Raw genomic sequence first — 22,980 nt, forward strand, 5'->3', positions numbered from 1 at the left:
GGCTCGCCGCCGTCATCCACTGCTCGTCTGAGCTGGATTTGTGCAGGCTCAGACCAGGTTCAGGGCTGCAGGGCCGGTTTCTAGAAGTGCCCCATGGCGCACGTCTTCGCAACCCTCGGACTGCGACCGAACAGGCGAGCCGCTGACCCATTGAAACGGCTGGCGCTGTCCACGGGCAAGGGCGCGCGGACTGCCGCAGGAGCCGCAAGCCGAGACGCAGAACTAAGCCGAAAAGCTGGTGCCGACTGGAAGCGGGCTGATGTGTGCATGGGGGTCGGTGCCGTCGATGTGCATGGGGGTCTGTCGGTCGCAACGGGCAACCCCCATGCACACCAAAAAGGGCAACCCCCTTATTGCGCAGTGCTTCCCCTCACCCAAGCCGTCACGGAAAACGGGCCACAAACGCCTGTTTTCGAGGCCACGCCAGCCACACCGATGACGCCATGCCCGAAGCCCCTCCAAGCGGGCAAAACGGGCACCCAAGGCGACACGCAGGACACCGCCGCAAGGCTGGAAAACATCGGGCGCCTGTTCGCTCGCTGCCGCGCCATTACCGCACCGAAGACCGCCGACAACTGGCGCCACCGCCGCCCGCCTGCCGTGCTGACGCCGACCCTTTCGGGCTGGTGCTGACCCACGCATGAACACCACACCGAAAGCAAACGCCATGACCGCTACCGCCAACACCATGAACGCCTACGTGACCGAAACCGAACTCCGCGACCTGCTGCAAGCCGGCCCGACGATTGAACAGTTCGAGGCAGTGATTCCGCGCCTGCCCTGCGACCTGCGCCAGTTCAGCGACCGCCTAGCCGACCTGCACGGCAATACCGAAGCAGAGGCCCGGCAAGCCATCCAGAAGGCTCTACAGGCCTGCGCCCGGCCCGGCTGCACTATCGGTGACGACTTCGCCGCGCTGATTGACCAGACGCTGACCGACCACGCCGCAGCACGCACGGGCACCTATGCCGAGGAACGCGCTTTCCTGCTGGAAGACCTGCGCGAAGCCGTGGCCGCTGACGATGAGGCGGGGCTGGCCGTGGCGCTGGGCATGGCGCCATTCAGCGCCAGCACCTACGCCGCCAGCCTGCGCACGCTGGCCGATGCGATGAACCCGGATGAGCTGGCAGACCCGGAGCGTGTGCAGGCTGCGCGAGTGCGTGCCCTGCGTGGTGCTGCTACCGGGCTGCTTGACGATGAGCTGATAGGCGCCATCCTGACCGCGCTGGATGCATGGGCCGTGCTGCACGCCGAGACACCGCACCAGAAGGCCATTCGAGAGGCTTTCAAGGAGGCCCGCACCCTCATGGACACGCTGGGGGAGGATGACCCGCGCACGCTGGATGCAGTCATCAAAGCCGTGAACCTGAAGGAACCCGGCTGCTGTAGCCGGATGCTGGCTGAGTGCGGAATTCAGATGCCGAAGCCTGACCGCTGCACCGATGACGGGGAACCGCTGTACAGCCTGGAGGCCATCGCCGCTGCACTGGACGCGGACCCGGACGACCTGGAAGAGCATGCCCGCGAACTGGAGGCGCTGGGTATCGGTGGCGTTGTGCGCGTGGCCGGCGACAACACGCACACGCTGCAATGAGCGACATCACCGCCCTCCTGACCGGCTGCGCGCTTGCGTGGTGGATTGTCGAAGCCATTGCCCAGGCGCTCGCACGATGACCGAAGCCGGCCGCCGTTGGAGTGAGATGGTCAACGCGCTGGCCGGCGAACCGCTGGCGCTGCCCGTCGTGAATGCCCCGTGTCGGCGCTTTGACCGAGAGGAAGAGGCCGAACGAATGGACGCGCTGCTAGAGCTGGTGTTCGGTGAGTCCACGCCGCAGCAGAGGAAGGAGCTACGGGCCGCCGCTGGCATCGGACGACGCAAGAGGGGAAGCGTCTGAGTTAACAGGCCGATACAGGCGAGCAGAGATGCAACACCCGTGTTGCGTCAGACGGTAAAAACGTAACCGCCAAGAGGCCAGCCGATGCGCTGGCCTTGTCGCTTCTGCTGGCGCTGAGGTTCACGCCCCGTGTATTTGCATCGGGAAACATGGCCCGGTACCGTGTTCCTAGCTGCCCTACCTGCTGGTAGGTCAAGTTCTCCCCTTGTCGGGGGAATGCCACGCCGAATCGAGCCGGCCCCTTTGCTACCAGCAGGTAGGAAACCCATGCCCCGACATGCGCCACCGTTCAGGGGAGCAGCTCCCCAAAACGGGGGAGCAGATGCCGACGCTGCTGGCGCTGCCTTCTGTGCTGCGATGCTGACGCGGTGAAAGCGCCACGCCGAAGGGCCACCGTGGAGAAGTGCGTACATGGACGCTTACATGGAAGCACCGCACCGACTGCGACAGACGCCGAACCGCGCCTAAGTCCTTGATTTGATTGGTAGGCCGCCCGTGAGTCGAACACGGCACCAACAGATTATGAGTCTGCTGCTCTAACCAACATGAGCTAGCGGCCCCCGGAAGAAGGACCGCAATTGTAGGGTCTTTTCATTTTCACCCTACGCCCACCCTACTTCTGGCTGAGCGCGTTGCCGACCAGCCGCGAGGTGATGTCGACGATCTGGATCATGCGGTCATAGGCCATGCGCGTCGGGCCGATCACGCCCAGCGTGCCGACCACCTGCCCGTCGACTTCATAGGGCGCCGACACCACCGACAGGTCCTCGATCGGCACCAGCCCGCTCTCGCCGCCGATGTAGATGCGCACGCCCTCGGCACGGCTCGATCCGTCGAGCAGGCGCATGAGCTGGGTCTTCTGCTCGAACAGGTCGAACATCTTGCGCAGCGAGCCGAGGTCGCTGCCGAAGTCGCTGACCTGCAGCAGCTTGCGCTCGCCCGAGACGACGACGCGGGCCGAGTCGTCGCTGGCGGCCTCGCTGCCGGCCTGCACCGCCGCCTGCATCAGCGTGGCGATCTCGCCGCGCAGGGCGTCGACCTCGTGCTTCAGCCCCTCGCGCACGTCCTCGATGCTGCGGCCGGCGTAGTGGGTATTGAGGTAGTTGGTGGCCTCGACCAGCTGGCTCTGGGTGTAGTCGTGCACCGTGAAGAGCACGCGGTTCTGCACGTCGCCGTCCGGCGAGACCAGGATCAGCAGCACGCGGCGTTCGCCCAGCCGCAAGAACTCCATGTGGCGGAACACGCTGGTCTTGCGCGGCGCGGTGATGACGCCGACGAAGCTCGACAGGTTGGACAGCAGGTGCGCCGCGCTGGCGATGACACGCTTGGGCTGGTCGGGCTGCAGCGGCTCGATCAGCGGCGCCATCGAGGAATCCTCGAAGCGCTGCGCCGGGCGCGAGGTGAGCATCGTGTCGACGAAGACACGGTAGCCGCGTGCGGTGGGGATGCGGCCAGCCGAGGTGTGCGGGCTGGCGATGAGTCCGAGTTCCTCCAGATCGGCCATCACGTTGCGGATCGTGGCAGGCGACAGCTCCAGCCCCGAGGTCTTCGACAGCGTGCGCGACCCCACGGGCTGCCCATCGGCGATATAGCGCTCGACGAGCGTCTTCAACAGCATCTTCGCGCGGTCATCCATCATGCAACCGATTGTAGAGTTCGCCGGAGTACCCGGGTGGGTTCAGCCCGCGGGGAACTGTCAAACGCCTGTGGTGTAATTTCTGCATGACCAGCCGATTCCGACACGCCGCGCTCATCGGCAAGTACCAGGCCCAGGGCATGCGCCCGCTGCTGGAAGAGATCGCCCACCTGCTCACCCGGCGTGGGCTGGAGGTGTCGATCGAGGTGGACACCGCATTGAACACCGGCCTGACCGGCTATCCGATGCTCACCCCCGACGAGCTGGGCCAGCACTGTGACCTGGCCATCGTGGTCGGCGGCGACGGCACCATGCTCGGCATCGCGCGGACGCTGGCGCGTTACGGTGTGCCGATGGTGGGCATCAACCAGGGCCGGCTGGGCTTCATCACCGACATCCCCGTGGCCCGCGTGACGCAGGCGCTGCGCGCGATGCTGGCCGGTGACTACGAGGAGGAACACCGCGCCATGCTCGACGGCCGCGTGGTGCGCGGCGGCGAGGCGATCTACACGGCGGTGGCGATGAACGACGTGGTGCTGCGCAGCGGCACGACCTCGATGCTGGAGCTGCGCGTCGAGGTGGACGGCCAGTTCGTCGCCAACTTCCGCGCCGACGGGCTGATCGTGTCCTCGCCGACCGGCTCGACCGCGTATGCGCTGTCGGCGGGCGGGCCGATCCTGCACCCGGGCGTGGCCGGCTGGCTGATGGTGCCGATCGCGCCGCACATGCTCTCCAACCGGCCGATCGTGCTGCCCGACGCGGGCGAGATCAGCATCGAGATCGTCTCGGCGCGCGAGCCCTCGGTGAACTTCGACATGCAGTCGCTGGCCAGCCTGCTGCACGGCGACAAGATCCTCGTGAAACGCTCGGAACACCGCGTGCGCTTCCTGCACCCGCGCGGCTGGAACTACTACGCCACGCTGCGCCACAAGCTGCACTGGAACGAAGGCGTCGTGCCCGGCGACGGAGGCCACTGATGCTGCGACGGCTGTCCCTGCGCCACTTCGTGATCGTCAGCCGGCTGGAAGTGGAGTTTCAACCCGGCTTCGCCGTGCTGACCGGCGAGACGGGCGCCGGCAAGTCCATCCTGATCGATGCGCTGCAACTGGCGCTCGGCGGCCGGGGCGATGCCGGCGTGGTCCGCGAAGGCGAGACGCGGGCCGAGATCAGCGCCGAGTTCGAGCCGATTCCCGCCGTGCTGACCGCGTGGCTGGACGAAGCTGGCTTCGAGGCCCAGGACGACGCGCCGACCACCCTGCTGCTGCGCCGCACGGTGGACGCGCAGGGCAAGAGCCGCGCCTGGATCAACGGCAGCGCGGCGACGGTCGGCCAGCTCAAGGAGGTCGGCGAACACCTGGTGGACATCCACGGCCAGCACGCCTGGCAGAGCCTGACCCGGCCGGCCTCGGTGCGTGCGCTGCTCGACGACTACGCGGCCATCGACACCCGGCACATGGCCGACGCCTGGCAGCAGTGGCGTGTCCAGCAGGCCCGGCTCGACACCGCCCGCCAGCAAGGCGCCGAGCGGGCGCTGGAGCGCGAACGGCTGGCCTGGCAGATCGGCGAGGTCGACAAGCTCGCGCCGGGCGAACACGAATGGGCCGAGCTGAACGCCGAGCACCAGCGGCTCGCGCACGCACAGGCCATCCTCGACGCGCTGCGCACCGCCATCGAGGCCACCAGCGAGGGCGAGGCCAGCGCCGACACGCTCACCGGCCGCGCGCTGGACACGCTCAGCGAAGTCAGCGGCTACGCGCCCGAGCTGCAGGAGGTCATCGAGGTGCTGCAGAGCGCGCAGGCCCAGCTCGCCGACGCCGCCCACAGCCTGAGCGCCCTGCTGCGCCGCACCGAACTCGACCCCGACCGGCTCGATGAACTCGACGCCCGGCTGTCGTCCTGGATCGGGCTGGCGCGGCGCTACCGGCGCATGCCAGAAGAGCTGCCGGCGGTGCTGGCGCAGTGGCGCGCGCAGCTGCAGAAAATCGATGCCACCGCCGACCTCGATGCCCTGCAGCAGCAGGCCGAAGCGGCGTGGCAGCGTTATCTGGCCGCCGCCAGCCGGGTCTCGGCCGCACGCCACCGGGCCGCGCCGACGCTGGCCGCCGCCGTCACCGCCGCGATGCAGGCGCTGGGCATGGCGGGCGGGCGTTTCGAGATCGCGCTGGAGCCGCTGCCGGAGCCGCAGTCGCACGGGCTGGAGTCGGCCGAGTTCCTCGTCGCCGGCCACGCGGGCAGCACGCCGCGGCCGCTGGGCAAGGTCGCCTCGGGCGGCGAGCTGTCGCGGATCGCGCTGGCGATTGCTGTCACCACCAGCCAGCAGCGCCAGGCGCGCGGCGCGGGCGCGGCCACGCTGATCTTCGACGAGGTGGATTCGGGCGTGGGTGGCGCGGTGGCGGACACGGTCGGCCAGCTGATGCGCCGCCTGGGCCGCGAGCGGCAGGTGCTGGCGGTCACGCACCTGCCGCAGGTCGCCGCCTGCGCCGACACGCACCTGCTCGTGAGCAAGGCCAGCGAGGGCGGCCGCACCCGCAGCGACATCCGGACGCTGGACACCAGCGAGCGCATCGGCGAAATTGCCCGCATGCTGGGGGGACAAGCCCGCTCGGACGCCGGGCTGGCCCATGCCCGTGAGATGCTCGCCGCCGTGGACTCCCGCTCCCAGAATTCCAAGACCAACCGCGTTCCCTGACCATGCACATCAACGACAGCAGCCCTGCCACCCCGGCGACGGAGAAGGTTCCGCCGGTGGTCCTGATCTCGGGCATCTCGGGCTCCGGAAAATCCGTGGCACTCAATGCCCTCGAAGACGCGGGCTACTTCTGCGTGGACAACCTGCCGCCGGAGCTGCTGCACGACTTCATCCGGCTGGAGCGCAAGTTCCCGAGCCGCCGCCTGGCCATCGCCGCCGACGTGCGCACCGCCTCGTCGCTGCCCAAGCTGCTGCCGGTGATCGACGCACTGCGCCGCGAAGGCACGCCCGTGCTGCCGATCTTCCTGGATTCGCGCACCGAGACGCTGGTGCGGCGCTTCTCCGAGACGCGCCGCCGCCACCCGCTGTCGGCCGAGGACGACGACAACGGTCTGTCCCGCACGGCGCTCGGCGAGGCCATCGAACGCGAGCGCGAGATGCTCAGCCTGCTGCGCGAGATCAGCACCGTGATCGACACCAGCGACCTGCGCCCGACGCAGCTGCGCTCGTGGGTGCGGCAGCTCGTCGGCGCGGCGCATTCGTCGCTGACGCTGGTGTTCGAGTCGTTTGCCTTCAAGCACGGCGTGCCGCGGGACGCCGATCTGGTGTTCGACCTGCGCGTGCTGCCGAACCCGCATTACGTGCGCGAGTTGCGCGCGCTGAACGGCCGCGACGCCGGCGTGATCGACTTCCTGCGCGCCCAGCCCGAGGTGGCCGAGATGCTGGCGCAGATCGAAGGTTTCCTCGCCCGCTGGCTGCCCGCCTACGAGCAGGACCAGCGCAGCTACCTGACGGTGGCGATCGGCTGCACCGGCGGGCAGCACCGCTCGGTGTACTCGGCCGAGCAGCTCGCCGCACGTTTCCGCGAGCGCATCCCGACGCTGATCCGGCACCGCGAGATCGAGGCCCGCGAAGCCGCGGCACACCAATGACCCAGCCACCCGCCCCCGAACGCCCTGTGCGCAGCCCGCCTTCGGCAGCCGCAGTGCGCGGGGCCTTCGGTGACCTCCTGCCGCACCTGCCGCTGTTTCCGCTCGGCACGGTGCTGTTTCCGCAAGGCCTGCTGGCGCTGAAGATCTTCGAGGCGCGTTACCTCGACCTGATCACGCACTGCCTGCGCAGCGGCGCGCCCTTCGGCGTCGTGACGCTGCGCCAGGGGACCGAAATCCAGGGGGCGGCCGAGGCGCCGGTGCGCTTCGAGCATGAAGGCTGCCTGGCCGAGGTGATCGACTGCGACAGCCCCCAGGCCGGCATCCTGCAGATCCGCTGCCGCGGCCTGCAGCGTTTCACGGTCTCGCAGGTGCACCAGGCCCCCGACGGCCTGTGGCGCGCGGACGCCGTGCTGCAGGCAGCCGACCCGGTCGAGCCGCCGCGAACCGAGTTTCAGGCCAGCATCACCGCCTTGCAGCGGGCCATCGACACCTTGCAGGTGCGCGACCAGACGCCCTTCCTGGCCCCGCATGCGCTGGACGATGCCGGCTGGGTGGCCAACCGCTGGTGCGAGATCCTGCCGATTCCGCTGCCAACCCGCCACAAGCTGATGATGCTGCCGGACCCGCACGCGCGGCTGCAACTGGTGGACGGCTTCCTGCGCCGCCACGGCATCATCAGCGACTGAGCAGCAGCCGGCTGAAGGGTGCCGGCAGTCCGATGCGGTCGAGCTGGTCCAGCGGCCACCAGCGCCCGTCGCCCAGACCGGCCGCCACCACGCCGGCCTCGGGCGTGGCGAGGTCGAGCCGGTGCGGGTGCAGTGTCCAGTCGAGGTGGGTGAGCACATGGACGAAGCCGGGCAGCGCGACCACGCGCGCCGCTGCAGCCCCCGCTGCCGCCCGCAGCGCCTCGGCATCGTCGAACAGCGGCAGCGACCACAGCCCGGCCCAGATGCCGCTGTCCGGGCGCTGCTGCAGCCACACCGCATCGGCGGTCTGCAGCCAGAGACACCAGTTCTCGCGGCGCGAACGCTTGAGCTTGCGGGTGCGCACCGGGTAGTCGGTCATCCGGCCCGATGCGCGCGCGGCACACAGCCCCGACAGCGGGCAGAGCAGGCAGTCCGGCTGGCGCAGCGCGCAGACGGTGGCCCCGAGGTCCATCAGGCCCTGCGTGTAGGCCGGCATGTCGGTGCGGTCGGCGGGCAGCAGCGCAGCGGCGTGCTGCCACAGGACACGCTCCTGCGCCTGCTGGGCCAGATCGCCGTCGAAGGCCAGCACGCGGGTCAGCACGCGCTTGACGTTGCCGTCGAGGATGGAGACCCGCTCCTCGTGGCAGAACGCCGCGATCGCGGCCGCGGTCGAGCGCCCGATGCCGGGCAGCTCGGCCAGCACCGCGGCACTCGGTGGAAAGACACCGCCGTGCACGTTCACCACGGTCTGCGCGCAGCGGTGCAGGTTGCGGGCACGGCTGTAGTAGCCCAGGCCACTCCACAGCGCCAGCACGTCGTCCAGCGGCGCGGCGGCCAGCGTGGCGACATCCGGGAAACGCTCCAGGAAGCGCGCGTAGTAGCGCAGCACCGCCGCCACCTGCGTCTGCTGCAGCATGATCTCCGACAGCCAGACGCGGTAGGGATCGCGGGTGTTCTGCCACGGCAGCGCGTGGCGGCCGTGGGTGCGCTGCCAGGCCACCAGCGCGTCGGCGAGCGGGCTCATGCCGACGTGGCGGTCGGCGCCGGCAAGGCGGCCGGCGGGGGCGACTGGAACAGCCCGAAGTCGCTGGCCAGCCCCATCTCGTGGCGGGTGGCGGCACGGCGGCTGCGTTCGAACAGCGCATGCAGCCGCACCTCGATCGAGGCCAGCCGCTGGTCCTGCGCCTCGATCTCCAGCAGGCGGGCCTCCAGATCGCTGGCCGCCATGCGGATGCGCTCCAGCGACTCGCGCCGGCGCTTGAAGGCCTTGCGGCGCTCGCGCAACTGCGCATCCACCTGGGCCGACGTCGTGCGGCTCCACAGCTCGATCTCGCTGGCTGCACTCTCGAACACCACGCGCAGCCGCGACATCAGCATGCGGCGGAACTGCTCCAGGAAGCGGGGCTGGGCCAGCCGCATCGCCTGGCTCAGGCCGAGGTACTGCACGTAGTTGCGCTCGATCAGCGCCAGGTCATCGCGGAAGCGCGACAGCTCCGGCGCCGAGGGCGTGGCCAGACTGAAGCCGTATTCGGCGTTGAGGCGGGCAAACGAGCCGGCCAGCAGGTCGCGCAGGTCCTGCGCATCCTTCTGCGCGGTGTCGAGCGCCAGCCGCAGATCGGCGAAGAGCTGCACGAACGAACGCCGCGCGCCCAGCTTGAGGAAGGACTCGCGGATCGAGCGGACCATGCCGTCCACCAGCGCGCGCAGCGGCTCGCCGGACACGCCGTTCAGCACGCTGCGCAGCGTGCGCGAATGCACCGTGCGCAGGGCCTGGATCTGCGTCGTGCAACGTTCGAACTCGACCGTCTCGGCGCCGACCCGCTGCAGCATGAGCGCCACCTTGCCGCTGTTGCGACCACGCAGGCCGCGCAGCTCGTGCAGCTGCTCCGTCAGGTGGCGGCGCAGGTCGGTGAGGTTGCGCGAGGTCTGCTGCTGCACCACCGCCAGCGCTTCCAGCGTGAGCTGCTCGAACACCGCGCGGCGCTGCGGCAGCAGCTCCTGCGCCAGCGCCTGCTCCAGCGCCAGCAGGCGGCTGTCGGCAAGCAGCTGGGCATTGCCCTCGACCCGCGCCTCCAGCGCCTGGCGCGCCGACAGCGGAAACACCCGCCCCATCGGCATCTCCAGCGTGCGCGACACCTGCACGCACTGCTGGGTGATCTGGGCCTCGTTCTCTTCGGTGGACGACAGGGGGTCGACCAGCGCGTCGATCTTGTTCAGCACCACGTAGCGGGTCAGGGACTGCGAGGCGAGGTGGTCGCGCCAGATCTCCAGATCGGACTTGGTCACGCCCGTGTCCGCCCCCAGCACGAACACGACGACGTGCGCGCTCGGCAACAGCCCCACCGTCAGCTCCGGCTCGGCGCCGATCGCGTTCAGGCCCGGCGTGTCGAGCACGACCAGCCCGCGCTTGAGCAGCGGGTGCGGCACGTTGATGACGGCGTGGCGCCACAGCGGGATCTCGACCTGGCCGTCGTCCAGCATCGGCGGGTTGTCGGCCGGCTGCTCGTCGTCCCAGAACCCGAGCTGGCGGGCCTCGTCGACCGTGGCGGCCCGCACGCCCTTGACGGCATTGAGCGCATGGGCGAAGGACGCCGGGTCGGACACGTCGATGGACTGGCGGTGCCAGAGCCGCGGCTGTCCGCGCAGCTCGGCCAGCGAGGCGCCGTCCAGCCGCGTCTCGATCGGCAGCAGCGACAGGCCCGGGGGGTCTTCCGGATCCCAGCCCAGCTCGACCGGGCACATCGTCGTGCGCCCCGGCGAGGCCGGCATGATGCGCCGGCCGGCGTCGGCGAAGAAGATGGCGTTGATCAGCTCGGACTTGCCGCGCGAGAACTCGGCGACGAAGGCCACCACGAGCTTCTCGCTCGCCAGCCGCTGGCGCAGCGAGTCCAGCAGGTCACCCGCGCCCTCGTCCAGCAGACCCTGCTCGCGCAGGAAGCGCACCAGATCGCGCACCCGCTCTTCCAGCGTGACACGCCAGACCCCGAGTGCGTCGAGGCTGCGGACAAACGGCTCCTGGACCGAACCGCTGCTCGCTTCGGCGAGCACGGATTCGACCAGGGTCGGCGGGGTGCTGTTCAGATCGTGGGGGTGCTCGCTCATCGCTGTGCCGTTGCCTGCGTCCGCAAAAGGTCAGCGGGCATGGTAGCGCAGCGCCTGTCTCAGGAACGCTGGCAGACCGGACAGAAATAGGTGGCCCGTTGTCCTTGCACGATGCGGCGGATGGGCGTGCCGCAGCGCAGGCAGGGCAAGCCGGCCCGGTCGTAGACACAGGCCTGCGACTGGAAGGCGCCGCCCATGCCGTGCGCGTCGCGGAAATCGCGCAGTGTCGAGCCGCCCGCGGCCAGCGCGCGGCGCAAGACGTCCTGCACGGCGGTCACCAGACGCGCGCAGCGTTCGGGGCCGAGCTGCTGCGCGGGGGTCTGCGGATCGATGCCCGCCTCGAACAGCGCTTCGGAGCAGTAGATGTTGCCCACGCCGACCACCACGTCGCCCGCGAGCAGCGCCTGCTTGATCGCCACGCGCCGCCCGCGCAGCGCCTCGTGCAGCACCGAGGCGGAAAACGCCCGCTCCAGCGGCTCGACGCCGAGCCGGGCCAGCAGCGTCGCCGCTGGCGCGCGGTCCAGCCCTTCGGACCAGACCACGGCGCCGAAGCGGCGCGGGTCGGTCAGCCGCAGCAGGCCGCGGTCGGTGTCCAGCTCGAAGTGGTCGTGCGGCCCCGGCGGCGGCAGGCTCGCCTCGAAGCGGAGCGATCCCGACATGCCGAGGTGCAGCAGCACACCCCCTGGCTCCGGTGCCGCGCCCGGCGCCGGAGCCAGGGGCATCCACAGGTACTTGCCACGCCGCGTCAGCGGCCCGACGGTCCGGCCCACGAGCACCTCGGGCGCCACGCCCAGTGGCCAGCGCAGCGGCTTGCCCAGTCGGGCGGAGCGCACGCGCGCGCCCTGGATGCGGTCCGTCAGACTCAGGCGGGTGATTTCGACTTCAGGCAACTCGGGCATGGCCGCATTATCGGAGCGCCCGAACGCCCGCCCGGCGCCCGCCTAGAATGGCCTGCACCACGGAGCCCATCTCGATGCCACAGCACCACGCCGCATGCCCCATCCGCGCGGACCGCACCCGGTCCGCCCGCCGCCCTGCCCGGCGATGGCTCGCGTTGCTGGTCGCACTCGGATTGAATCCCGCACTGGGCATCGCCCAGACGGCGCAGCCTGCGACGCCGCCGGCCACCGGGGCCGTGACCCGCTCGGCGATGGACGGCGTGTTGTTCTACCAGCTGCTGGTCAGCGAACTGGAGCTGCGCCAGGGGGACGCCGGTCTGGCGTTCCAGGTGATGCTCGAAGCGGCCAAGCGCAGCCGGGAAGAAGCGCTGTTCCGGCGCGCGGTCGACATCGCCATCAGCGCCCGCGCTGGCGAGCAGGCGGTCGTCGCCCTCAAGGCCTGGCGCCAGAACCTGCCGAAATCGCGCGATGCCGCCGAGATCGAGACCCAGATGCTGATGGCGCTCGGCCGCTACCAGGACGCCCGGGAGCCACTGCACACCTTCATCGAGCTGACGCCAGCGGCCGAGCAGTCCGGCGCCATCGCCAGCCTGCCGCGGCTGGTGCTCAGCGGCGAAAAGCCGGAAGACGCCGCACAGGCCATCGAAGAGGCGCTCAAGCCCTGGCGCGCCAGGCCGGCGACCCGGCTCGCCGCCCTTGGCGCGTCGTCCGGTGCGTGGCTGACCGCGGGCAAGCGCGACCGCAGCCTGGCGCTGGCGCGCGAGGCCCATGACCTCGACCGCGGCTACCAGCCCACCGCGCTCATCGCGCTGGAGCTGATGAAGGACACGCCCGCGGCCGAAGTGCTCGTCACCGACTACCTGGCGTCCCCGAAACCGGCCGGCAGCGTGCGCGCAGCCTATGTCCGGCGGCTCACGACCTCGCAGCGCTATGGCGAAGCGCTGGCGGAAGTCCGCAAGCTCACGACCGGCGAACCGGAGCTGGCCACCGGCTGGCTGATGCAGGGCGCGCTGCAGATCGAACTCGGCCAGCCCGCGGCGGCCCAGACGTCGCTGAAGCAGTTCCTGTCGCTCAAGGAATCGGAACCAGCAGCCGTGCTGACGCCGCCCATCGCCAGCGAGGGCGACAGCGACGACATGGCGGACCCGCCGGACGGCGAGACCCGGGCCGTTCTGCAGCGCAGCGAGAACCAGGAGCTGGCCCAGGCCTACCTGATGCTTTCTCAGACGGCCGAGCAGCTCCAGGACTATCCCGGCGCCCTGGTCTGGCTCGAGAAGCTGGCCAGCCGGTCGAGCGCCGCCGACGTGCCCAGCGTGCTGCAGCGCCGTGCGTCCCTGCTGATGCGCCAGGGCCAGCTGCCACAGGCGCGCGCCCTGCTCCAGCAGATGCCGACGGGCACGGTGGAAGAAAAACGCACCCGCTTCATGGCCGAAGCCCAGCTGCTGCGCGACGCCAGGGAGTGGACCACGGCCTACACGCTGCTGGCGCAGGCCAACACCCAGATCCCCGACGACACCGACCTGCTCTACGAACAGGCCCTGCTGGCCGAAAAGCTGCTGCGTTTCGACGAGATGGAAACGCTGCTGCGCCGCGTCATCCAGCTCAAGCCCGACCAGCAGCACGCCTACAACGCCCTCGGCTACAGCCTGGCCGATCGGAACGTGCGCCTGCCCGAAGCCCGCACGCTGATCGAGAAGGCCCTCTCCTTCACCCCCGGCGACCCGTTCATCACCGACAGTCTGGGCTGGGTCGAGTTCCGCCTGGGCCGTGCGGAAGAAGCTGCCCGCCTGCTGGGCGACGCCTATCGGCAACGGCCGGACGTGGAGATCGGCGCCCACCTGGGCGAGGTGCTGTGGACGATGGGCCGCCAGGACGATGCCCGCAAGGTCTGGCGCGAAGCGCGCACCCGGGATGCCGGCAATGAAGTGCTGGTCGAGACCCTCAAGCGCCTGAAGGTGGCGCTGTGACACGACGCCCGTTGCTCGCCGCCGTCCTGGTGCTGGCGACCCTGGCCGGCTGTGCGACGGTCACGCCGCCCGCCGCCGCGCCGGATCCGCTCGCACGCAGCTACGCCGGCCGGCTGGCCGTGAAGGTCGAAGGCGATGACGCGCGCTCGTTCAGTGCCGGCTTCGATCTGCAGGGCAGCGATGTCCGCGGGCAACTCGCCCTGATCAGTCCCATCGGGACCCAGGTGGGCCGTGCGGTCTGGCAACCGGGTTCGGTGCTGTGGCAGAGCGCGGATGGCGAACGCCGATTCGACAACCTGGACGCCCTCGCCGAAGACATGCTGGGCGAGGCCGTGCCGCTGGCCGCCCTGTTCGACTGGATGGCCGGTCGGCCGTGGCAGGCCATGCCAAGCCGGCCGCTGTCGGACACCGAGGGCGGAACCGGTTTCCGGCAACTTGGCTGGAACGTCCAGACCGCCCGCATCAGCGATGGCGTGATCGTGGCGCAACGGCGACTGCCCGCCCCCACGCTGACCGTGCGCATCAAGCTCGATCCCCCCTGAACCACCCCCCCTTCGCAGCTTCTCTTCGACTGTTCGCGCATGTCCCTGTCCGCCCTGTACGACCTGCCCGCGCCGGCCAAGCTCAACCTGTTCCTGCACGTCGTCGGCCGCAGGCCGGACGGCTACCACCTGCTGCAGTCGGTCTTCACGCTGATCGACTGGTGCGACACGCTGCATGTGGAACGGCGTGCCGACGGGCGGATCAGCCGGGAGGATCTCGGCCCGGCCCTGCCCGAAGACGACCTCTGCACCCGGGCGGCCCGGGCCCTCCAGGTGGCCAGCGGCACCACGCTGGGGGCACACATCGCCATCGACAAGCAGGTGCCGTGGGGCGCCGGACTCGGTGGAGGAAGCTCGGATGCGGCCACCACGCTGATCGCGCTGAACCGGTTATGGGGGCTGCACTGGCCGCGCTCCCGGCTGCTCCAGCTCGGTCTGACACTGGGCGCGGACGTGCCCTTCTTCATCGGCGGACACAACGCCTGGGTCGAAGGCATAGGCGAGCAGCTCACGCCGATCGATCTGCCGCCGGCAGCCTACGCAGTCCTCAAACCTCCGGTGGCGGTGCCGACAGCCGCGATATTTTCCAGCCCCCTCTTGACACGAGACACTCCGCGAACCACAATAGCGGTCTTTCTTGCACAGGCGAAGTCCTTCGGAAAAAACGATTTGCAGGCCAGCGCCGAAGCGTACAGCCAACAAGTTGTTGACGGACTTGAAATTCTCAAGCAGAATTTCGGGCTCAGCAGAATGAGTGGATCAGGAAGTGCAGTATTTGCACCCTGTGATGCTTTTAGGCAAGAATGCAGTGCGCAGTCACCGACCAAGTTGGTCCGAAGCTTGGTTGATCCGGGTTCAGGTTGGTTGGCGAGGTACTGCAGCAGTCTTGAAAGTCACCCGCTGTTAGGGTGGTGCACAGACTGAAGACCAGATTTCGGGTGCTTCGCAAGAAGTGTCCTGTGTAGGGGAGTCGCCAAGTTGGTCAAGGCATCGGATTTTGATTCCGACATGCGAGGGTTCGAGTCCTTCCTCCCCTGCCAAACCATCCATCAAGCGCCCGCCGGCTTCCGGTGAGGCGCTTGTTTCTTGATGGCACGTCAAAGTCCCCAGCGGGCACCGAGCATGCTTTCCAATACAGTCATCTTCACCGGCAACGCCAACCCTGTTCTCGCACGCGAGATCGCTTCCGATCTGGGCATCGAACTGGGCAAGGCCGCCGTGGGCCACTTCTCCGACGGCGAAGTGACGATCGAAATCCAGCAGAACGTGCGTGCACGTGACGTGTTCGTGGTGCAGCCGACCTGCGCCCCGACCAACGAGCACCTGATGGAGCTGCTGCTGATGGTCGATGCACTCAAGCGCGCCTCGGCCCGCCGCATCACCGCCGTCATCCCCTACTACGGTTACGCCCGCCAGGACCGCCGCCCGCGCTCGACGCGTGTGCCGATCAGCGCCAAGGTCGTGGCCAACATGCTCGAAGCCGCCGGTGTCAACCGCGTGCTGACCATGGATCTCCACGCCGACCAGATCCAGGGCTTCTTCGACATCCCGGTCGACAACATCTACGCCTCGCCGGTGCTGCTGACCGATCTGAAGAGCAAGCGCTACGAAGATCTGGTCGTGGTGTCGCCGGACGTCGGTGGCGTGGTGCGTGCCCGGGCGCTGGCCAAGCAGCTCGGCTGCGACCTGGCCATCATCGACAAGCGCCGCCCGAAGGCGAACGTGTCGGAAGTGATGCACGTCATCGGCGAGATCGACAAGCGCAACTGCGTGATCATGGACGACATGATCGACACCGCCGGCACGCTGGTGAAGGCGGCCGAGGTGCTCAAGGAGCGCGGCGCCAAGAGCGTGTTCGCGTACTGCACGCACCCCATCCTGTCCGGCCCGGCCGTGGAGCGCATCAGCAACTCCAAGCTCGATGAAGTGGTGATCACCAACACGATCCCGCTCCAGGGCCCCGCCAAGGACTGCAAGAAGATCCGCCAGCTGTCGGTGGCCTTCCTGTTCGCCGAGACCATCCGTCGCATCTCGGATGGCGAATCGGTGACCTCCCTCTTCGCAGAACAGAACAACAACTTCTGAGCTGCATTACCCCAGGTGCCTGGTCGCGGGCACCTTCCTCTTTTGGAGAAACCACATGAAATTCGTCGCATTCACGCGCGAGCTGCAGGGGACCGGAGCGAGCCGCCGCCTGCGCATCGCCGGCAAGGTTCCCGCCATCGTCTACGGTGGCACGGCCTCGCCCGCCCAGATCGAACTCGATCACAACGCCCTGTTCCACGCGCTGAAGAAGGAAGTGTTCCATTCGTCCGTGCTGGAGATGGAACTCGGCGGCGAAACGACCAAGGTCGTGCTGCGCGCGCTGCAGATGCACCCGTTCAAGCCGCTGGTGCTGCACGCGGACTTCCAGCGCGTCGACGCCACCACCCGCCTGCGCAAGAAGGTGCCGCTGCACTTCATCAATGAAGGCGAATCGCCGGCCGTCAAGCTTGAAAAGTGCACCATCACCCACGTGGTGTCGGAACTGCACATCGAGTGCCTGGCCGAACAGCTGCCGGAATTCCTGACTGTGGACCTGGGTGGCATGACCCTGGGCAAGTCGCTGCATGTCAACGACCTGGCCCTGCCGAACGGCGTCAAGGTGCTGACCCACGGTTTCAAGAACCCGGTCATCGCGACGCCCGTGGCCATCGTCGAGGAAGTCATCGTGGCCGCGGTCGCTCCGGCACCGGTCAAGGGCAAGAAGGGCAAGAAGTAATTCCTGCCTCGGAACGCACGCCACGGCGTGCAGCCCGCAAGCCCCGCCCCGGCGGGGCTTTTCTCGTTCTGGGACTGGGGTGTCACCCAGGGAGTCGAAACCATGATCCGTCTGCTGGTCGGCCTGGGCAATCCGGGTCATGAATACGAGTCCACCCGGCACAACGCCGGCTTCTGGTGGATCGACGCGGTCGCGCGCCGCCTTGGCACCCATCTGCAGGCCGACCGGGCCTACCACGGACTGGTGGCGCGCGTGAACCGCCCGGACGGGCCGATCTGGCTCATCACGCCGATGACCTACATGAACTTGTCGGGCAAGTCGGTGGCTCCTCTGGCGCGGTTCTTCAAGATCGCCCCGGAAGAGATCCTCGTCGTGCACGATGAACTGGATCTCCTGCCAGGCCAGATGAAGCTCAAGCAAGGGGGCAGCGCCGCAGGTCACAACGGCCTGAAGGACATCCAGGCCCAGCTCGGATCCCCGGCGTTCTGGCGCCTGCGGCTGGGCATCGGGCATCCGGGTGTGCGTGCCGAAGTGGCGGATTTCGTGCTGCGCAAGCCGCCAGCGACCGAGCGAGAGGCGATCGAAGGCTGCATCGACCGTTCGATGGAAGCGCTGGACACCCTGCTGGCCGGCGACATGACCAAGGCCACGATGGTGCTGCACGCCGGGCCGCAGCGCCCGAAGCCGCCCCGCCCGCCCAAGCCGCCCGCAGCCGAGCCGGCCGCGGACTGACCAGGCTCAGCCGACCACGAGCCGCGGCAGCGCCGTCTTCTGCAGCCGCTCGTACTTGGCCATCAGCTGCTCCGGGGACTCAACGTGGTCCGGGTTCAGCGGGATGCACTCGACCGGGCAGACCTGCACGCACTGCGGCTCGCCGAAGTGACCGACACATTCGGTGCAACGCTCCGGGTCGATGACATAGAACTCCTCGCCCATCGAGATCGCCTGGTTCGGGCACTCGGGCTCGCAGACATCGCAGTTGATGCATTCGCTGGTGATGAGCAGGGCCATGGTGTTCTCCCGCCCTCAGCTTTGCGCGACGCGCTGCTGCAGGCGCTGCAGCACCATCGGCGCGACAAACTTCGAGACATCCCCACCCAGCACGGCGATCTCGCGCACGAAGGTGCCGCTGATGAACTGGTACTGGTCGCTCGGCGTCAGGAACAGGGTCTCGACTTCCGGCATCAGCTGGCGGTTCATGCCGGCCATCTGGAACTCGTATTCGAAGTCGCTGACCGCGCGCAGCCCCCGCACGACCACCTTGCCATCGTGCTCGATGACGAAGTTGCGCAGCAGGCCGCGGAAGGCGATCACTTCGACGTTCGGATAGGGCGCGGCCAGCTCCTGGGCGATCTCCAGGCGCTCCTCGACGCTGAACATCGTGCGCTTGTGGTGCCCGGCAGCCACCGCCAGGATCAGGCGGCTGAAGAGGCGACTGCCCCGGCGCATCAAGTCCTGGTGACCCAGGGTCATCGGGTCGAAGGTGCCGGGATAGATGGCGGTGAGGTCCTGGGTCACGGGGTTCAAGACGGGCTCCTGATCGAAGTCTCGGGTATCACGGGGCACGCACTGGCCAAGGGGTCATGCACCAGTGTAGTCGGGCGCAGGCGGCGCACTGCGCTGCAGCAAGTGGAAATGCACCATCCCGGCGCGGCCCTGCCGGTGCAGGCGGCAGCCCCAGGCCGCGCACGCCGCCTCGTCGAAGGCCCGGTCCGCCTCCAGATAGAGCCAGCCCTCGGGGGTGAGCAAGGGCAGCGCGGCGCGCACCGCCGCATCGAACAGATTGGCGCCGAACGGCGGATCCAGCAGCACCAGATCCAGATCGGCCACCTCGCGGCGCGCCATCCAGCCCAGCGCATCGGCACGGACCACGCGCACCATCGTGGCACCGAGGCGGGTGCAGGCCGACTGGAGATGGATGGCCAGCTTCTGGTCGTGCTCCAGCAGCAGCACCTCGGCGGCACCACGCGACGCGGCCTCGAAGCCCAGCGCGCCGGTGCCGGCGAAGGCATCCAGCACCCGCCAGCCGGCCAGATCCTGACCGAGCCAGTTGAAGAGCGTCTCGCGCACGCGGTCCGGGGTCGGGCGCAGACCGGGGTGGTCGGCCACTGGCAGCTTGCTGCGCTTCCAGCGGCCTCCGATGAGGCGCAGTTCACCCGGTGCGGCGGCAGCCACATGGTTGGCGGAGGGTTTGCGCACGGGGGCGCGTCGGGCGGGGGCGGTAGACACGGGGGGATTCTGCCATTCAGTGGTGCGATGCAGACAACCCACCCGCCCGGGGCGGGTTGCGTCAGACACGCTGCCTACAATCCGAAGCCGACCAGCCGGTCGTTTTCGTCACCATCGACACGCATGTTCAGTTTTCTTCGTCGCAAGCTCTTTTCCGCGCCTCCGCCGCCTGAAGCGACGGCCACGCCAGCCGCCGAAGCGCCCGCGGCGATCCCCCAGCCCGCCAGTGCGCCGATGGCCGTGGTCGCGGCTCCGGTGGCCGACGCCACACCCGCCCGAACCTCCTGGCTGAACAAGCTCAAGTCCGGCCTGGCCCGCACCGGCTCCAGCATCGCCCAGGTCTTCACCGGCACCCGCATCGACGACGCGCTCTACGAAGAGCTGGAAGCCGCCCTGCTCATGGCGGATGCCGGCGTCGGCGCCACGCAGCATCTGCTGGATGAACTCAGGCGCCGCGTCAAGGACACACGCTGCACCGACCCGGCTGCCGTCAAGGCGCTGCTGATGGAGGTGCTGACCGAGTTGCTGCAGCCGCTGGAGGCGCCACTGCAGATCGGCGCGACCCAGCCCACCGTGATGATGGTCGCCGGCGTCAATGGCGCGGGCAAGACCACCAGCATCGGCAAGCTGACCCGCCATCTGGCCGGCATGGACTGCAAGGTGCTGCTGGCAGCGGCAGACACCTTCCGGGCCGCGGCGCGCGAGCAGCTGTCCGTCTGGGCGGACCGCAACCGCGTCGAGATCGTCAGCCAGGAAGGCGGCGATCCCGCGGCCGTGTGTTTCGACGCCGTGACCGCGGGCAAGGCGCGTGGCTGTGACGTCGTGATCGCCGACACCGCCGGGCGTCTGGCCACGCAGTTGCACCTGATGGAGGAGTTGCGCAAGATCCGCCGCTCGCTCGGCCGGTCGATGGAAGGCGCGCCGCACGAGGTGATCCTGGTCGTCGATGGCAACACCGGCCAGAACGCGCTGACCCAGGTGAAGGCCTTCGACGAGGCCATCCAGCTCACCGGGCTGGTCGTCACCAAGCTGGATGGCACGGCCAAGGGCGGCGTGCTGGCCGCCATCGCGCTGTGGAACCGCGAGCGGGTCGCCCAGGGCAAGCCGGTCGTGCCGGTCTACTTCATCGGGGTGGGCGAGAAGCTCGAAGACCTGCAGACCTTCAATGCCCGCGAGTTCGCGCAGGCCCTGCTGAGCTGAGCCGCAGGGCTGCGTCAGGCGACCATGGCCGCCTGCTGGCGGGCATCGATCCAGGCCAGCAGGTGTTCGGCAATGCCGGCTGCAGCCCCCGAAGCGACCGCAGGCTGAGCCAGCACCGGACGATCGGCCGCGGCCGTGCGGGCATCGGCCAGCACGGCGTTCAGTGCGTCGCCATCCAGCGGGCGCAGGTCCAGCACGGCGCCATGTCCATTGCGGCGCAGCACCTGGCCGTGTGCACTGTCCATGCTCACGAAGGGCACATCGAGCACGCTCGCCACATCTGCCAGCGCGTGGCCGGCGTCCAGCACGGCACCATTGGCACCGTGCAGCAGGCTGATCTGTTCGGGCAGGGAGGACACCTCCCGGCAGAGCACCTGGGCCGCATCCATGCGTGCACGGGCATCGCCACGGCGCTGACCGTCGCTGCGCACGACAACGATGCGCTCGGCCAGCGCAGCGTCGGCATCCAGCAACTCGACCAGCATCGCCTGGGTCGGCGCATCGACCAGCCAGATGACCTTGCCATCGCAACGGATCTGCGAAAGCGCCCGGACCACCGCCTGGACGCGGTCCACCGGCAAGCCCATCAGCGAGCAGGCGGCCAGCACGTACGGGGTGCCCGTCACGCCGTTCACCGACCACGTCGGTCCCAGGTACATCGGCAGGCCGTTGCGCAGGAAGGCGCGGTCCGGGGTCATCACTTCGGGCCAGACGGCCGCCACGGCATCCGTGTTCAGGTGGTCGGGCACACAGGCGATGCGCTCCGGCCGCATCCCCTGGCGCGCCAGCGACTGCAGCGGCGACGGCGCACTGGCCACGCACAGCAGACCGGACATCTGCTCGATCAGCGTGGCGTTCAGCCCTTCGCTGGCAGAGGCCATGCGGTCGCCGGCTTCCAGGCGAATCAGCGGCAAGCCCCGCTGCTGCGCCGCGAGGCAGCACGCCACCATCGCGTCGCTCGATCCCAGGCTGAGGACCGCCAGCGGCTTGTATTCCTCCGCGAAGTGCCCGAAGCCTTCCGTGATCCTGGCGATCGAGGCGTTCAGGTCCGCATCCGACCATTCCAGATCGAGCCCGACTTCCATCGCGGGCAGCACACGCCCCATGCCGGACCAGGGCCACACCCGCGGCAGGGGGCCCAGACTGACCAGCATCATGCGTGGCGCGCGCCCCTGTTCGGCCATCGCCTGGGCGAGTGCGGCGAACTTCAGTGCGGCGCTGGTGCTGTCGGCCAGGCAGAACACCTTGTCGCGGCTGTCGCGCTGCGACAGACGACCAGCCGCATGGACGCGGGCGGCCTTCACGGCGGCGTCCGACACCGAGCGCAGGCGGGGCGCCATCAAGGCGGCCTGGGACTGCGCGTCCAGTTCGATGGTCACCTCGGCGGGCAGGGAGACCTCGGCCTCCTCCGCGAGCGTGTCGTCGACTTCGTCCGCGACAGGGGCCTCGGTGGCAACCGCCTCGGGCACCGTCTGGGGCGGGGATTCGATGAAGGTCAGCACCGGCTCCGGCACTGCAACCGGTTCAGGAACCGCGGGAGCAGCAACCGGTGGGGCGACCACAACCGGGGCAGGCGCGGGCGCCACGACCGGCGCCGGCACCTCCAGACCACCCTCCCCGATCTCCGCCCGCAGCTCACCTGCCGTGCGTTCGATGAGTTCGGCCGAAATGTTCTCCGCACCATCCAGGAAGGCCGCCAGCAGCACGCGGTTGGCCAGGCGATTGAGCCGGCGCGGCACGCCGCCCGACCACTGGTACAGACTCTCGAAGGCACCCGCGCCGAACGCCGGGCGCTGGGTCCAGCCCACGCGGCGCAGCCGGTGCTCGATGTAGGCCTGCGTCTCCTCCAGGCTCAGCGGCCCGAGGTGGCACGACGCGGTCACGCGCTGGCGCAACTGCTCCATCGACGGCGATTCGAGCAGTCGGCGCAACTCCGGCTGGCCGACCAGGAAACTCTGCAGCAGCGAATGGTTGCCGAGCTGGAAGTTCGACAGCATGCGCAGCTCTTCCACGGCACGCGGCCCGAGGTTCTGCGCTTCATCCACCACGAGCAATGCATGCCGCCCCTGCGCGGCCAGCGCCGTCAGGAAGGCTTCCAGCGTGGCGATCAGGTGCGCCTTGGAGGTGTTGTTCTGCGAGGGGATGCCGAAGGCCGTGATGATCGACTGCAGCAGCTCACCCGACTCCAGCTGCGTGCTGACGATCTGCGCCGGCAGCACCTTCTGCCGGTCCAGCCCGTCGAGCAGCATCCGCACCAGCGTGGTCTTGCCTGCGCCGATCTCGCCGGTGATGACGATGAAGCCCTCGCCCTGCGCCACCCCGTACTGCAGGTAGGCCAGCGCCCGACCGTGGCCGCGGCTGTTGAAGTAGAAGGCCGGATCAGGATTGAGCTGGAACGGGGGACCGCTGAAACCGAAAGCTGATTCGTACATCGTGTGACCG

22 protein-coding genes and 2 tRNA genes are annotated in these 22,980 nt (G+C 68.9%); 15 read left to right on the forward strand and 9 right to left on the reverse strand.

Annotation, left to right across the window (positions count from 1 at the left end; genetic code table 11):
* The first annotated feature begins 93 nt into the window (after positions 1-93).
* From BDD16_RS04695 to BDD16_RS04705, 3 genes are all read left to right on the forward strand, one after another.
* A complete protein-coding gene (locus BDD16_RS04695; protein ID WP_179632876.1) occupies positions 94-633 on the forward strand; it encodes a hypothetical protein in 540 nt (179 codons plus the stop codon).
* A gap of 7 nt (positions 634-640) precedes the next feature.
* A complete protein-coding gene (locus tag BDD16_RS04700) occupies positions 641-1,594 on the forward strand; it encodes a hypothetical protein (protein ID WP_179632877.1) in 954 nt (317 codons plus the stop codon).
* Positions 1,595-1,670: 76 nt separating this feature from the next.
* Complete coding sequence (locus tag BDD16_RS04705) at positions 1,671-1,895, forward strand: hypothetical protein (RefSeq protein ID WP_179632878.1); 225 nt, start codon at positions 1,671-1,673, stop codon at positions 1,893-1,895.
* 482 nt (positions 1,896-2,377) lie between these two features.
* Here BDD16_RS04705 and BDD16_RS04710 read toward each other — a convergent pair.
* Positions 2,378-2,455 (reverse strand) — tRNA-Ile (locus tag BDD16_RS04710).
* A 53-nt stretch (positions 2,456-2,508) separates the two neighbouring features.
* A complete protein-coding gene (gene hrcA / locus BDD16_RS04715; protein ID WP_179632879.1) occupies positions 2,509-3,534 on the reverse strand; it encodes a heat-inducible transcriptional repressor HrcA in 1,026 nt (341 codons plus the stop codon).
* 83 nt (positions 3,535-3,617) lie between these two features.
* On the opposite strand from hrcA, the gene BDD16_RS04720 reads away from it, so the two are divergent.
* The 4 genes from BDD16_RS04720 to BDD16_RS04735 are packed head-to-tail and all read left to right on the forward strand — an operon-like array spanning position 3,618 to position 7,838.
* A complete protein-coding gene (locus tag BDD16_RS04720) occupies positions 3,618-4,508 on the forward strand; it encodes an NAD kinase (protein ID WP_179632880.1) in 891 nt (296 codons plus the stop codon).
* Entirely contained in the window at positions 4,508-6,220 is a 1,713-nt protein-coding gene (recN, locus tag BDD16_RS04725) for a DNA repair protein RecN (RefSeq protein ID WP_179632881.1), read from the forward strand. Before BDD16_RS04720 ends, recN begins: the two co-directional genes overlap by 1 nt.
* Positions 6,221-6,222: 2 nt before the next feature.
* On the forward strand, positions 6,223-7,152 hold the full coding sequence (rapZ, locus tag BDD16_RS04730; RefSeq protein WP_179632882.1) for an RNase adapter RapZ: 930 nt from the start codon (positions 6,223-6,225) through the stop codon (positions 7,150-7,152).
* Positions 7,149-7,838: an LON peptidase substrate-binding domain-containing protein gene (locus BDD16_RS04735; protein WP_179632883.1), complete on the forward strand. Its 690-nt coding sequence runs from the start codon at positions 7,149-7,151 to the stop codon at positions 7,836-7,838. Before rapZ ends, BDD16_RS04735 begins: the two co-directional genes overlap by 4 nt.
* Here BDD16_RS04735 and mutY read toward each other — a convergent pair.
* From mutY to mutM, 3 genes are read right to left on the reverse strand one after another with little or no spacing between them, the layout of a single operon-like run.
* On the reverse strand, positions 7,828-8,862 hold the full coding sequence (mutY, locus tag BDD16_RS04740) for an A/G-specific adenine glycosylase (protein ID WP_179632884.1): 1,035 nt from the start codon (positions 8,860-8,862) through the stop codon (positions 7,828-7,830). The two genes, BDD16_RS04735 and mutY, sit on opposite strands and share 11 nt — an antisense overlap.
* Positions 8,859-10,940 carry a dynamin family protein gene (locus tag BDD16_RS04745; RefSeq protein WP_179632885.1) on the reverse strand — a complete coding sequence of 694 codons (2,082 nt, stop codon included), beginning with the start codon at positions 10,938-10,940 and terminating at the stop codon, positions 8,859-8,861. Before BDD16_RS04745 ends, mutY begins: the two co-directional genes overlap by 4 nt.
* Before the next feature lie 59 nt (positions 10,941-10,999).
* Positions 11,000-11,839 (reverse strand): bifunctional DNA-formamidopyrimidine glycosylase/DNA-(apurinic or apyrimidinic site) lyase, encoded by an 840-nt coding sequence (mutM, locus tag BDD16_RS04750; protein ID WP_179632886.1) that lies wholly within the window; start codon positions 11,837-11,839, stop codon positions 11,000-11,002.
* 74 nt (positions 11,840-11,913) lie between these two features.
* On the opposite strand from mutM, the gene BDD16_RS04755 reads away from it, so the two are divergent.
* The 7 genes from BDD16_RS04755 (at position 11,914) to pth (ending at position 17,841) form a co-directional block, all read left to right on the forward strand.
* Positions 11,914-13,806 carry a tetratricopeptide repeat protein gene (locus tag BDD16_RS04755; protein WP_179632887.1) on the forward strand — a complete coding sequence of 631 codons (1,893 nt, stop codon included), beginning with the start codon at positions 11,914-11,916 and terminating at the stop codon, positions 13,804-13,806.
* Positions 13,803-14,348, forward strand: a complete 546-nt coding sequence (locus BDD16_RS04760) for a lipoprotein insertase outer membrane protein LolB (RefSeq protein ID WP_180552410.1) — start codon at positions 13,803-13,805, stop codon at positions 14,346-14,348. Before BDD16_RS04755 ends, BDD16_RS04760 begins: the two co-directional genes overlap by 4 nt.
* Positions 14,349-14,387: 39 nt before the next feature.
* On the forward strand, positions 14,388-15,272 hold the full coding sequence (gene ispE, locus BDD16_RS04765) for a 4-(cytidine 5'-diphospho)-2-C-methyl-D-erythritol kinase (RefSeq protein WP_179632889.1): 885 nt from the start codon (positions 14,388-14,390) through the stop codon (positions 15,270-15,272).
* Between the two features lie 39 nt (positions 15,273-15,311).
* Positions 15,312-15,388 (forward strand) — tRNA-Gln (locus tag BDD16_RS04770).
* 82 nt (positions 15,389-15,470) lie between these two features.
* Positions 15,471-16,433, forward strand: a complete 963-nt coding sequence (locus tag BDD16_RS04775; RefSeq protein WP_179632890.1) for a ribose-phosphate pyrophosphokinase — start codon at positions 15,471-15,473, stop codon at positions 16,431-16,433.
* Between the two features lie 55 nt (positions 16,434-16,488).
* A complete protein-coding gene (locus BDD16_RS04780; protein ID WP_179632891.1) occupies positions 16,489-17,109 on the forward strand; it encodes a 50S ribosomal protein L25/general stress protein Ctc in 621 nt (206 codons plus the stop codon).
* A 102-nt stretch (positions 17,110-17,211) separates the two neighbouring features.
* Complete coding sequence (gene pth, locus BDD16_RS04785; protein WP_179632892.1) at positions 17,212-17,841, forward strand: aminoacyl-tRNA hydrolase; 630 nt, start codon at positions 17,212-17,214, stop codon at positions 17,839-17,841.
* Between the two features lie 6 nt (positions 17,842-17,847).
* Here pth and BDD16_RS04790 read toward each other — a convergent pair whose 3' ends face one another.
* The 3 genes from BDD16_RS04790 to rsmD are packed head-to-tail and all read right to left on the reverse strand — an operon-like array spanning position 17,848 to position 19,338.
* Positions 17,848-18,120: a YfhL family 4Fe-4S dicluster ferredoxin gene (locus BDD16_RS04790; protein WP_179632893.1), complete on the reverse strand. Its 273-nt coding sequence runs from the start codon at positions 18,118-18,120 to the stop codon at positions 17,848-17,850.
* 15 nt (positions 18,121-18,135) lie between these two features.
* Positions 18,136-18,636, reverse strand: coding sequence for a pantetheine-phosphate adenylyltransferase (gene coaD / locus BDD16_RS04795; protein WP_218897698.1), 501 nt, complete (start codon positions 18,634-18,636; stop codon positions 18,136-18,138).
* 54 nt (positions 18,637-18,690) lie between these two features.
* Positions 18,691-19,338 (reverse strand): 16S rRNA (guanine(966)-N(2))-methyltransferase RsmD, encoded by a 648-nt coding sequence (gene rsmD, locus BDD16_RS04800; protein WP_179632894.1) that lies wholly within the window; start codon positions 19,336-19,338, stop codon positions 18,691-18,693.
* Positions 19,339-19,461: 123 nt separating this feature from the next.
* Between rsmD and ftsY the strand changes: the two genes are divergently transcribed.
* The gene (ftsY, locus tag BDD16_RS04805) at positions 19,462-20,538 is read left to right on the forward strand and encodes a signal recognition particle-docking protein FtsY (protein ID WP_179632895.1); all 1,077 of its coding nucleotides are present in this window, start codon (positions 19,462-19,464) and stop codon (positions 20,536-20,538) included.
* A 14-nt stretch (positions 20,539-20,552) separates the two neighbouring features.
* Here the strand turns inward: ftsY and BDD16_RS04810 are convergent, their stop codons facing one another.
* Complete coding sequence (locus tag BDD16_RS04810; protein WP_179632896.1) at positions 20,553-22,970, reverse strand: XrtA/PEP-CTERM system-associated ATPase; 2,418 nt, start codon at positions 22,968-22,970, stop codon at positions 20,553-20,555.
* Positions 22,971-22,980 lie beyond the last annotated feature (10 nt).

Source organism: Sphaerotilus montanus, from assembly GCF_013410775.1.
GTDB classification, from domain to species: Bacteria; Pseudomonadota; Gammaproteobacteria; order Burkholderiales; family Burkholderiaceae_C; genus Sphaerotilus; species Sphaerotilus montanus.